Source organism: Hymenobacter sp. BT730, from assembly GCF_030542105.1.
Taxonomy (GTDB): Bacteria; Bacteroidota; Bacteroidia; order Cytophagales; family Hymenobacteraceae; genus Hymenobacter.
Genome location: NZ_JAUOFB010000003.1, coordinates 561,830 through 574,010, shown reverse-complemented (window position 1 = coordinate 574,010; position 12,181 = coordinate 561,830). Strand labels below are relative to the sequence as shown.

Here is a 12,181-nt window from a genome sequence, read left to right as displayed (position 1 = left end):
CAACTCAGGCCGCTTCCTGCAGCAAGTGGCAGTCCTTGTATTTCTTGCCACTCCCACATGGGCAGGGCGAGTTGCGCCCAAACTTCTTTTGCGTGCGCAGGCTTCGGAGCCATTCACGCGGGTCTACAGCCAAGCGCAGGAAACGCTTTTTGGGGTTTTGCCGAAACAGGCGCAGCAGCAGGTCATAGAGTTCGGGATGTTCTGTCTGAAGCTTCTCGGGCTTCTCAAAGAAATACTCCGTCACTACCGCAAAAAACTCGGCCTCACTGGTACCACCATAGTCATTGATGGAGGAATTGCCGGCCCTGATAGCCTCAATTTCGCTCTGCATAACCTCCTGCCAGGGCTTTACCAACTCATCAGGCAGGGCTAGGCGCGGAATTCCGTCTATAACCCCGTCAGCCTCATCCAGCAAATGTGCAAACTCATGAATGCCCACGTTTTGCCGGTCCAGGGCGTCGCGGAAGCCTTGCTCCAGCGAAGCTTTGGACAAATGCATGTAGTGCGAGGTCTGGAAGTTGCGCACCGACCCCAGGAGCGTGCCACTTAACGGCGCCTGCTCTTTAGTGGGGTCCTGCCGTTCCTTCCAGGCATCGGGCACCACCAGCACCTCACTCAGGTTGCTGTATTCCCAGTCAGGAAAGCCAAATACCGGAATAATGGCCGAGGCAGCCACCAGCACCCGCGTCACATCATCTACTTCGGTCTGAATGCCGGTTACGCGGGTGCGGGCCAGAAACACCTGCACCTGCTTTTCAAACCGGACTTTGTCGTCTTTGGTCAGGGATAAATAAAAGGCCACCCGCTCGGCCAGAATCTGGCGCCAGGCTTCTGGAAAGGCTGCTGCCAGGGCCTGCCGGCGCAGGCGGGCGTCGCGCGTGGCGTAGCGGTAAAAGATAAAAATCAGCACCGCCACCAGGGCTGCAAAAATGAAATACTGCATGGGCGGCATAACGCGGGGCAGAAAGGAAGGTTATAGGCGCATTGCAACGCCTTTGTCCATACTGCATTACAGCAGCCATAGGGCCGCATGATGTTCAAAGACGAACAGCCGGTACGCAAGGCTGCCCCTTTCCAACTCTTTCCGGTTGCCATAATGGGCCGGCAAAATAGAGTGGAAAGGGGCAGCCATGCGGACCGGCTCTGAGCAGATGCTGATATTAGCCGGTTATTTCGGCCTTCTCACCATCAGGTAGTCGAGGTAGTATAACACCTTAACTGACAAGGAGTTGTTGTGCGGGGTGTTGATAGTATTGTTGAAGTTGTCGAAGTATTGAGGCGTGGCTTCCTCCGCCTGCAGGAAGGTAGAGCCGGCATTCTTCCATACCACACTTACCTGCGAGCCCGGGGCAAACCACCAGGAATACACCGCATCCACATTAAAGGCATTATAGGTATTGTCGCGGTTGCGGCGGTAATCAGCCAGCAGCTCCTCCCCATCCGGGTTAAGGATGGCAAAGTCGGCGTAGCGCACGTTGCTGGTGTAGTGGCGCGTGCGTAGCGTAAAGGACATGCGGTTGGTGAAGGTATAGGCCGCCGATACCACATTGGAAACGGTAGACACATGGCGCCGGCCCAGCAGAATCTGGCCGGTGAAGGGCATATCCAGCGGCTCGTCCCGGCTGAGGCCACCGTTCACATAGCCAATCTGGTTTCGGCTCAGGCTCCAGTCCAGGCTGTAGCTGAAAGTCAGATGGTCGTTTACCCGGTAACGGGGGTAAGCGCCCAGGCTGTATCTCAGGCGTCGCTCACGCGGCAGCCGCTCATCCAGTCCGAAGCGCTGCCAACCGGCATTCATACCCAATGCAAACCGTTTGCGGGTATCGGAGTTGAAAAAAGCCACGAAGTCGGAATTGCCCGGCACCCGCACAAAGTAGTTGCCCAGGGGGAATACGCGCGGCTCAAAGTAGTCGTGGCTCACAGGGCTAAGCACAAAGTCGTACCCTACTTGCAGAAAGCTTTTGGTGAAGGTGGTATTGAAGCCGTTATAAAAGTACATGCTCTGGTAGCGGGTAGGGCGATACAGCAGCTCGTGCCCAATCTGCCCAAAAAATGCCATGTTGTTTACCTTCCAGAACGGCTTGTACTTGCGGTAAGCCACATCCACCGACTGCGAGATGCTGTTATTGGAAAACAACAGGCCCAAGTCGTTCGGGTTGTACTTATCAGACTCAATGCTATGATTTAACCCCCAGGTCAGGTTTCCGCTGATTTTCCCTACACCCAGGGAGTATTTGTAGCCATCCTGGTCATCAATTGGTTTGTCGGACCCAAACTGGGTGCCGCGCCGCCGTGAGTACACCAGGCTGCCATCCAGGGCATAAGAGTTCTTCTTGTTGTTGAAGCGAAACAGGCCGCCCGTTACGTTGGCATCGTAAGTGCTGCCCTGCCGCGTGACGTTGGTATTGATAAGCGAGACGTAGGAGTTGTTTTTCAAGGACTGGTCCAGCACGGCAATATTGTAGTTGCTGAAGGGCTGGGTTAATACTTCCCGCTCCTCGCCGGTTTCCGTATTGCGTACGGTAGCATACACATCATTGGAAAGAGCATTGAACAAACCCACGCCCAGCCCTTTTTTGGTGCGCCCCGAAATTTTAGTGGCGTTCAGCAGGCGGGTTTCGGCCGGGTTGCGCAGAATCTTCTCGTTAGCGCCCATGCTCACCCCATAAAACCCAATGGGCGTGGCGCCCACGCGGCGCGAATAGAACAGGTTGCCTTTGTTGAAGAGCTCGGTGCCCTCCGTGAAAAACTGGCGGTTCTCGTTGAACTGCACTTCGAAGGGCGAAAGGTTCAACACCTGGTTGTCGCTCTGCACCTGCCCAAAGTCGGGCACCAGGGTGGCATCCAGCGTAAAGCTTTCATTGATGCCCCACTTCACATCGGCCCCGCCATTAAAGCTGGTGGTGGTGCGCTTGGTGCCTTCCGCATTTAGCGGGTTGTCGTTCACGTAGCCGGAGATATAGGGCGTGAGGGACAGGCGTAGGGGCGGCTTTATATCATGTACCCCGCGTAGCTCGCCCCATTGGTTTACGAAGCCATTTACGGTGGGCTTCACTTCATTCCAGAAATACTGGGCGTTGTCGCGCTTGCGCTGGCGGGCAAAGTTGAGGCCCCAGAGCTGCTCCGGCTGTTTGCTGAAGCGAATGGCCGAATAGGGAATCCGCATTTCGGCTATCCAGTCGGTGCCGTGCTGGGTGGTGCGGGCATCCCACACGGCATTCCAGTTAAAGTCTTCGCCGCCGGCCGGGGAGTAGCGTCCATCCAGCTGCACGCCCGAGGTAGTAACTGTAAAATTGTAGCCGTTTAGCTGGTCGTGGTACGTGTCCAGAAACACGGAAAATAAATCGGAGTTGCCAAACTGGTCGCGCTGGGTCATCTCCCGCATAATGGAGTCAGGAGAAGAGTCGTGCATGATGGCCCCGATGTAGAGGTTGGCATCATCATAGAGCACGCGCACTTCCGTGCGGTGCTTTTCCGGTACGCCCGGGTTGGGCCGCTGCTGAATAAAGTCAGTGGCAATGGGAGCCTGCTGCCACACGGCTTCATCCAGCAAACCATCCAGCTTAACTCCTCCACTGATGCGCACAGCCTGCAGCTGCTTTTTGGGAGATGCTGCCGTGGGGCTGACAGGGGTAGCAGGCACCTGGGCTATGGTCCTGAAACATAGCAGCAGGCAGCAAAGACAGAGAATAGAGATACGAAACATAGTGTTTGGTTTCAGAAGCAAAGGCTGAAGAAGAGCGGGGAGGTGCAGCCCGAAAAAGGGCCTGAAGCCAGGCACAGGGTGCCCGAAAGCAGCGTAAAGCGGCCTGTAGAGTAGCGTTAGAAAACCTGGAAGCGCTGAATACCAGCGAGGCGGCGGTAGATGGGAGGGTTTCTGCCCGTGCGGGCGCCCTCAAAATTAGCCGAAAAAGGTGTACTCAGTCCCGGCAACTCTCCCTTTCGGAGTCACTCACCACAGCATCCTCCTGATATTGCAGTATCAGTAGAGAGGCCGGGACTGGGTTCACATAATACTTGTGGCTAGAAGTTAGCGTTTTATTTGGCCCGGCGAATGAAAATATCACCGTTCAGGCTCTTCATCATAAACTCCGCGCCGCCACCATTTATTTTACCGTAGGTCCAATTATCAGTGTTCACGCGGTAGGTGCCTTCTTTGGCCGTGCGTGTGACCTTAGGGGCGGAGTTATCTACGGCCAGATCAAAGTCGCTGTAGATTTCGCCCATATCCGATTTTAGCTTAAGCGAAGCCTTGGCTTTGGCGGGCAGCGTAACATCCACTTTGCCATTCACCGTGGAGAAGGCCATAGGTGCGCCGGCTGTTACGTTATTGAAGTCAGCCACCAGCTCGCCATTTACTGTGCTGAGCACTGCCGAGCCGGAAACGTCTTTCAGTCGCACGGAGCCATTCACATTGGATACCTCCAGCTCGCCGGCCACGTTTTCAACTACAATGTCGCCATCCTGCACGGTAGAAAGCTGCAGGGAAAACTGCCTGGGCACCCGAATAACGAAATCAACCGGATGCTGCCAGGACTGGGTTTTGATATACACGTGGTTACCGCGCTCCTGCGCCGTTACATCCATGTTATCAGCCTGCGAAATGCGGCGCATGCCGGCGGGTGCATCCGAGGAGCTGGACTCGCGCCGCCCACCCCGCGTGGAGGTTTCAATCACCACGTCCTTGCCCGTGGTGCCTATCACCCGAATGCCGCCGCCCACCAGTTTGAGGTGCAGGGTGCCGGGCTTGCCGGGGGAGCTCAGCGCCACCACCATCTGCTCTTTGGTGGCCTGCTGGGCCAGCAGGGGCTGCGCCCAGGTTAGGGCCAGAAAAGCCAGCAGGGTACGGAATACTATCTTGTTCATCGGGTTTGCTGTTTGATGGTAACGTCGCCGTTCAGGGTTTCCAGACGGATATCGGGGCCGCCTTTGCCCAGCCGCACGGCCGTTTCTTTGTTGAGTTTATACTTGGTGCCGGCGCCCTCGCGCTGCTGATTCTGCGTCACGCGGGCCGGTAATAATTCTGTTTGAGGAAAGTCAGTGTACATCTCGCCGTGCATGCTCTTGAAATGCAGCTCTGCTGAGGCGTTAGCCGGATAGCTCACCGCTATGTCGCCGTTAATGGTTTGGTAGGAAGCTGCCTGCGTAGGCGCATGGGTCAGCGAGACTTCTACTTTACCATTCACCGTTTTGGCTACCGTTGCCTCCCGGACATTCCGGACACTGACGGGGCCATTGACGTTGCGGGCCTGTACCACCCCGGTCACATCCTGTACCAGCATCTCACCACCATTTACGGTGGAGGCGTTTACCTTCATATCCCGGGGCACTTTCACCGTGATATCGAAGGAGTACTCGTAGTCAATGTCGTGGTTGTTCCAGTTTCGGTTCCGGCGGGGCCGGGAGTCCTGGGGCCCCTGCAGGAATACAATTAAACTGTCGCCGCGCTGCTCAAAGCCCATCTGGGCTTCCTTTTTCCCCTGCTCCAGTAGAGTGGCATTGTCGGCTTTAATGGTCTTGGTAGCTTCTACTACCACTTTGTTGCCGCTGTAGCCTTCCACTGTAACCGAGCCGAAGATGTTGTACACAGCCAGCGTGCTGCTGCCAGCGGCACCCGTAAGCGTAAACTCACGGTTTATTTTCTCCGTCGATTCACGGTCCTGGGCCTGTAAGGAGCAGCTAGGCAGCCACAGTAGTGTCCAGATTAGTCCGAATATGGTGATTGGTTTCATCGTAGGTTGAAGGGGTTGAGTGGTCAGAGGACCGTTCTGTGGACAAAGACTGAATACTCTGCTCGATTTTGGTTTTTACCTGCTCGTTCAGGTTTTCCTGCTGCAAAAGCTTCCGCAGGGGGCGCACCGAGCGGCGCTCCTGCAGCTGCACCATCACATCGGCCATAGCCGACTGCACGAGCGGGGACTCTTGTTGGGCCAGGGAACGGACCAGACCCTGGCGCACGGTAGGGTCCTGCGAAAGGCCGCTCAGTACTTCCAAAGAAGCCAGGCGCACATTCACGTTCGGGTCCTGGTTAAGCGTGCTGAGCAGAGCGGCCACTACCCGGTCGTTGCTGGGTGCCAGCTCCTCCGCGTAGCTCACGGCGCGCAGCCGTTGCACGGCCGAGGGGTTAGCCAGAAGCGTGAGCATTTGCGCCTGCTGCACATTCCCGTTCGCCGGGGCCTCCGTTACCGCCAGAGGCTGCTGGCTATCGGCTGCCTCGCCGCGGCCGCGCAGGCCATAGCCGGCTGCTAAACCCACCACCAGCAGCACCATGCTGTAGGCCAGGCGAGTAGCGTAGTCTGGCTGCCACCACTCCTGCAGCTGTTGTACCAGGCCTGCTAAGGACCAGCGCTTCTTTTGCAGCTCGGCGGCCTGAAACTCCGCCAGCATGCTGTAGAAGCGGGGGCGCAGCTGCTCACTGGGCTCGGGCACAGGCAGGTTACCCATGGTGTGCCAGAGCTGTTGTACCGCTTGCAGCTCATGCTGGCAGGCAGGGCAGTGGGCCAGATGGGTATGCATGGCCTGCTGCTCCTGTGCCGACAATTCGTTGGCCAGCAAGTCCATCAGCCCCTCTTGCACACTCTCACAGTTTCCGAACTTTGCTTCCATTTTCCATTAGCAAATAAATGTCCTTCAATTGGCACAGAGCCCGGTGTGCGCGCACCTTCACGGCTCCTACCGTTGTATCGAGCAGTTGCGCTATCTGCTCGTATTTGAGCTCCTGAAAACGACTCATGACGAGTATTTCCCGCTGCTCGGCACTGAGGCGGGCCATGGCCCGGTGAAGCTGCGCTACCTCTTGTGCCTTTTGCAGGCCTGCGTCGGCCAACGTTCCGCCTGCAATTTTCTCGGCCCAGTCTGCTATGTCCTGGTGGTGGGCCGAGGGTTTATTTTTCTTCGCGGCATCGGCTAGCACGTTGCGCGCGAGGTGGTACATCCAGGTCCGAAACTCGCCGTCGCCGGTGAAGGTGTGGCGGTATTTCAGCATCCGGTAGAATACGGTTTGCACCAGGTCTTCGCTAGCCGTGGCATTACCGTTGGAGTGGTAGAAAAACCCCAACAGCGGCCGGTGGTAGCGCTCAAACAGCAAGCCCATCTTATCGACCTGGCCGGCCTTCACTTGCAGCATGAGCGAGTTGTCCGTGAGCGAGTTCAAAGGAAAGTCGATAAGTAGGTGTGGCGTATTCGAGCGTGGAAACTTCGGCTTTTGGGGAAGGTTACAGCTTATTTTAAATTATTTTTAGAAATCGATTCCAGCCCTGCTAAACAGGGCTGAAATCGGGAACCCTCAGCATCTGCTGGTTTTTATAAAGGCAAATTGGTATCTAGGGGATATAGCAGCGGGAAGCTATTTATGAGCTACTTGCCGGCAAATAGTCACTTGGCCGGTTTGATACGCTCTTGGGTCAGGCTAACTGGCAGGCAGAGAAGGACAAAGCCACTCCGCTGGGAGGCTTTCAGCCAGATGCCTTCTATTAGATTCGCATCATGAATACCGATAAAAATCTTGTTTACCCTCAACCTTCCAACCCGCGGGAGCAGGAACTGCTACTGCTGCAGCAAGTATTTGATGCGGTAGCGTTGCTGGATAAGCAAGGGTATATTACTTGGGTGAGCAAGGGTTTTGTCGCGCTTTTGGGGTTTGAGGAAAGCGAAGTAATTGGCCAGCCGGCCTGGCATATTCTGCGCAATAGTGCCAGCAACGATGGGCACCAAACCTACCTGCAGCAACAGCTGGCTGCCCGTACTCCTTTTCGCTTTGAAGTGCTGGCACCCCGCAAAGATGGCGCTGCCAGCTGGGTGCAGGTAAAAGTGCAGCCCCTGAGTATTGACCCCAACGGTGAAGAGCCGTTTGCGTGCCTGCTGGAAGATATTTCGGCAAGAAAAGCCACCCAGCGCTCCTTGGCCGAAAGCGAAGAGCGGTTCCGGTTTTTGGTGGAGCAGGTGCCCGGCGTGCTATTTCAGTGGCGGGAAGACAAGGATGGATTCGCCGGCTTTTCCTACGTCAGCCCAAAGCTGTACGAAATATTTGGCATCACGCCGGAGCAAATCAGCCACCTGAGCGACATTGTTCACCCGGCGGATAAGCCGCAGTGGGATGCCGCCATGGAGCTAGCCCGGCAGGAAGGGAATTCCTGGTCTTTTGAAGGACGCCTGGTGGTGCCGGGGCAGCCCCTGCGTTGGTGCCGTGCCAACTCACTACACTCCGTTACTGATGAGCAGGGCAGCATGTTTAGCGGCATACTGCTGGATGTTACGGCCCTGAAACAGGCTGAGGAAGCCGTGCGGGAAAGTGAGCAGCGCTGGCAGCTGGCCATGGAGCGCTTCGGCGACGGGGCCTGGGAGTTTAACTACCAGACCGGGGAGGAATATTTCTCCAAAGCCTATATCCGAATGCTGGGCTACAGCGAGGAAGAATTCGAAAGCCAACAGCAAACCTGGCTTAACCATGTGCACCCGGAAGATCAGGCCCTTAGCATGCAGGCCTCCGATGCTTACCTGCGCGGCGAGGTGCCCATGTATTCAGTAGAGCGGCGCTTAATGTGCAAAAGCGGCGAGTATAAGTGGGTGCTCACCCGGGGGCTGGTAACCAAATATGACGAGCAGGGCCGGCCCCTGATCATGACCGGCGTACACACCGATATTTCCGAAATCAAAAAAGCCAATCTGGCTATTGAGGCCACTACGCTGCGCCTGTACACCACCATCTCCAACTTCCAGGAAGGTATTCTGCTGGAAGACGAAAACAACCGGGTAGTACTGGCCAACGAGGCCATCTGCCGCATGTTTGACGTGCATGCCACCCCCGAAGGCCTTATTGGTCTTGATACCTCCCTGTTTGGGCAGCAGGCCAAGAACAGGTTTAAAGACGAAGAAGGGTTTGTGCAGCGCCACGAAGAGCTGATCCGGAACCGGCATCTGGTAACCGGGGATATCTTCAAATTGAAAGATGGCCGCACCCTGCAGAGTGACTTTGTGCCAATTCAGGTAAATGAGAAGTACATCGGTAACCTGTGGAAGTTCGAGGACATTACCGAGCGGAAAAACAACGAAGATGCCCTGAAGCGCCGGGAAGAGAAATACCGCGGCATTATTGAGAGCATGAACCTGGGCCTGGTAGAAATTGACCTGAACAACCAGGTAACTTACGTGAACCAGGCTTTTTGCGACATTACCGGCTTTAGACGGGAAGAGTTTCTGCATCAGGAAGCTATCAATCAGATTCTGCACCCGAACGATGTACCGCTTTTGGCCGCCAAAAACAGCAGCCGGATGCAAGGCGCTTCCGATACGTATGAGCTGGCTATTATCAGCAAAAACGGAGAGCAAAAATGGCTGCTGATTAGTGGCGCACCTATCTATAATGACCAGAAGCAGATATATGGCATCATCAGCATTACGCTGGATATCACCCACCAGAAGCAACTGGAGCACAATCTGAGGGCCGCTAAGGAGTTTGCCGAAGAATCTACCCGGTCTAAAGAGCTTTTCCTGGCTAACATGAGCCATGAAATCCGCACGCCGCTAAATGCTATTCTCGGAATGGGCCAGCTGCTGGCCAAAACACCGCTCAATGAGGAGCAGCAGAATTACCTGCGGGCCATTGCCTCTTCCGGCGAAAACCTGCTGGTGATTATTAATGATATTCTGGACCTGTCCAAAATCGGGGCCAGTCAGCTTTCCATTGAAAACATAGGGTTTACAATGGACCATCTGCTGCGGCAGATTCAAAAGAGCCTGCACTTTAAGGCAGAAGAAAAAGGCCTGCTATTTCTCACTTCGGTTGATGCCCGCATTCCGGAGGTGCTGCTAGGCGACCCTTACCGTCTTACCCAGGTCCTGCTGAACCTGGCTGGCAATGCCATCAAATTCACGGAGAAAGGCCAGGTAACTATTACCTGCGAGCTGGTGGCCCAGCAGGCAGGCCAGGTAGAAATCCAGTTTACCGTGTCCGATACCGGCATTGGCATCGATCCGGAATACCTGGCCGATATCTTCAAAGAGTTTAGCCAGGAGGATTCTTCTGTTACCCGCAAATTTGGCGGTACAGGTCTGGGCCTGAGCATCAGCCGCGGTCTGGTAAACCTGATGGGCGGTGAGCTGGCCATAGAAAGCCAGAAATACCACGGTACACGCAGCTACTTCTCGCTGGTTCTGCCGGTGGGGACGGAGAAAGATATGCCGGAAAAGGTGGAAGCCACCCCCGAAAGCCGCGAGATACTACGGGGCAAGCACATTTTGCTGGTGGAAGACAATGTGTTTAACCGGCAGATTGCCAAAGGCTTCCTCAGCAATGCCGACATGCAGATTACCGAAGCGGAAAACGGCGCCATTGCCGTAGAGCTGGCCCGGCAGCAGGCGTTTGATGTTATCCTGATGGATGTGCAGATGCCCGTGATGAATGGGCTGGAGGCTACTGCTTTCCTGCGGGAACAGCTGGGCCTCACCACCCCGGTTATTGCCCTCACCGCCAATGCTATTAAGGGGGAGCGGGAAAAATGCCTGCAGGCCGGCATGAACGACTACCTCAGCAAGCCTTTTCAGGAAGAAGAGCTGCTCAAAATTATCGGCGCCTGGCTGACGGGTGCTGAGTTGCCGGTATCTCAGGCCGATGGAGAGCGTGCGCTGCTGCCCCCGGAGCCGGCCTTCTATAATCTGGAAATCATTCAGAAAATAGGGCAAGGGGACGCCGGCTTCGTACTCCTGATGCTGGAGTCGTTCATCGAAAGCGCGCAGGAGGCTATTGATGAGCTGCGCACCGCCCGCCAGCAGCAGGATGTGCAGCTGCTGCGCGCCAGTGCACACAAGCTAAAGCCCAGCCTGGAGCACGTGCAGGTACACCGGATTCTGCCCTTGGTGATGCAACTGGACAAATGGGCCGGCGACTTTGCCCCGGAGGTGTTAAATCCCCTTATTGAGAACACCATTGGGTTGCTGCAGGAGCTGATTTCTCAGATGACTCAGGAGCTTCAGACGCTGCAGAGTGAAGCCTAGCTGCCAGGATGGTTTCGGGCTGTATCTGACGGGCTGAACGCCTGCGGATTCCTCTTCCGGTGGCCGTATCTTTGTTGCTCTTCCTCATGATGGCCGCTGAGCAACCCCATACGCGCAAAATTATCCATCTGGATATGGATGCCTTCTATGCGTCGGTGGAACAGCGCGACAACCCGGAGCTGCGCGGCAAGCCAGTGGCCGTAGGCAGCCCGCGCCAGCGCGGTGTGGTAGCCGCTGCCAGCTACGAGGCCCGGCAGTTTGGGGTGCGCTCCGCCATGCCCTCCACTATTGCCCAGCGCAAATGCCCCGAACTGATTTTCGTGAAGCCCCGCTTTGAGGTATATAAAGCAGTTTCGCGGCAGGTGCGCGCCATTCTGGAAGACTACACTCTCCTCATTGAGCCGCTTTCCCTGGACGAAGCCTACCTGGACGTAACGCATACGCTGCAGGACCAGGCCACTACCGCCACGGAACTGGCCCGGCAGATCAGAGCGCGCATAAAGGCAGAAACGCAGCTGACAGCTTCTGCCGGGGTTTCCTACAACAAGCTGCTGGCCAAGCTGGCCTCCGACTACCGCAAACCCGATGGCCTCTATGTCATACGCCCGCATCAGGGGCCGGCTTTTGTAGAGGCCCTATCCGTAGGGCAGTTTCATGGCATTGGCCCGGTTACGGCTGCCCGTATGAACCAGTTGGGCATCTTCACGGGCCTTGACCTGCGTCAGCAGACGGAGACTTTCCTTCGCCAGCACTTTGGCAAAGCCGGTGGTTACTACTTTGGCCTGGCGCGCGCCGAGGACCACCGCCCTGTAGAAGCCGACCAGGTCCGCAAGTCTATCGGCTCCGAAAATACGTTTGGGCAGGACCTGACCACTACGGAGGAGCTGCTGGCGGGCCTGGAGCCTGAAATCCATTCCGTCTGGGAAACCACGGAGCGCATGGGTGTACGGGGCCGTACCGTTACGGTGAAAATCAAGTATGCTGACTTTCAGGTTATTACCCGCAGCCGCACTTTCAGCGTGCCGCTTACTACACTAGCTGCCTTCCAGCAGGTAAGCAGCGAGTTGCTCCTAGGCATTCTACCCCTGATAAAAGGCGTGCGTCTGCTAGGTGTTTCCCTTTCTTCATTGGATGCCACGGAGCCCATTGCCGGACAGCAACTCCGACTGAACCTTTAGAATGCAAGCGT

General features: G+C 56.0%; 8 protein-coding genes. 2 read left to right on the top strand and 6 right to left on the bottom strand.

What is annotated here, in order from left to right; genetic code table 11:
• Positions 1-4: 4 nt before the first annotated feature.
• The 6 genes from Q4G72_RS12370 to Q4G72_RS12345 form a co-directional block, all read right to left on the bottom strand.
• The gene (locus Q4G72_RS12370) at positions 5-943 is read right to left on the bottom strand and encodes a zinc-dependent peptidase (RefSeq protein WP_303311732.1); all 939 of its coding nucleotides are present in this window, start codon (positions 941-943) and stop codon (positions 5-7) included.
• 225 nt (positions 944-1,168) lie between these two features.
• Positions 1,169-3,643, bottom strand: coding sequence for a DUF5916 domain-containing protein (locus tag Q4G72_RS12365; protein WP_303311731.1), 2,475 nt, complete (start codon positions 3,641-3,643; stop codon positions 1,169-1,171).
• 395 nt (positions 3,644-4,038) lie between these two features.
• The gene (locus Q4G72_RS12360) at positions 4,039-4,866 is read right to left on the bottom strand and encodes a DUF4097 family beta strand repeat-containing protein (protein WP_303311730.1); all 828 of its coding nucleotides are present in this window, start codon (positions 4,864-4,866) and stop codon (positions 4,039-4,041) included.
• Positions 4,863-5,732: a DUF4097 family beta strand repeat-containing protein gene (locus Q4G72_RS12355; RefSeq protein WP_303311729.1), complete on the bottom strand. Its 870-nt coding sequence runs from the start codon at positions 5,730-5,732 to the stop codon at positions 4,863-4,865. Before Q4G72_RS12355 ends, Q4G72_RS12360 begins: the two co-directional genes overlap by 4 nt.
• Positions 5,680-6,606, bottom strand: coding sequence for a HEAT repeat domain-containing protein (locus Q4G72_RS12350; RefSeq protein WP_303311728.1), 927 nt, complete (start codon positions 6,604-6,606; stop codon positions 5,680-5,682). The genes Q4G72_RS12355 and Q4G72_RS12350 overlap by 53 nt, the downstream gene beginning before the upstream one ends.
• On the bottom strand, positions 6,581-7,126 hold the full coding sequence (locus tag Q4G72_RS12345) for an RNA polymerase sigma factor (RefSeq protein WP_303311786.1): 546 nt from the start codon (positions 7,124-7,126) through the stop codon (positions 6,581-6,583). Before Q4G72_RS12345 ends, Q4G72_RS12350 begins: the two co-directional genes overlap by 26 nt.
• Before the next feature lie 359 nt (positions 7,127-7,485).
• Between Q4G72_RS12345 and Q4G72_RS12340 the strand changes: the two genes are divergently transcribed.
• Both Q4G72_RS12340 and dinB read left to right on the top strand, forming a co-directional pair.
• Entirely contained in the window at positions 7,486-10,992 is a 3,507-nt protein-coding gene (locus tag Q4G72_RS12340) for a PAS domain S-box protein (RefSeq protein WP_303311727.1), read from the top strand.
• Between the two features lie 89 nt (positions 10,993-11,081).
• Positions 11,082-12,170 (top strand): DNA polymerase IV, encoded by a 1,089-nt coding sequence (gene dinB / locus Q4G72_RS12335; RefSeq protein ID WP_303311785.1) that lies wholly within the window; start codon positions 11,082-11,084, stop codon positions 12,168-12,170.
• The last annotated feature ends 11 nt before the right edge of the window (positions 12,171-12,181 follow it).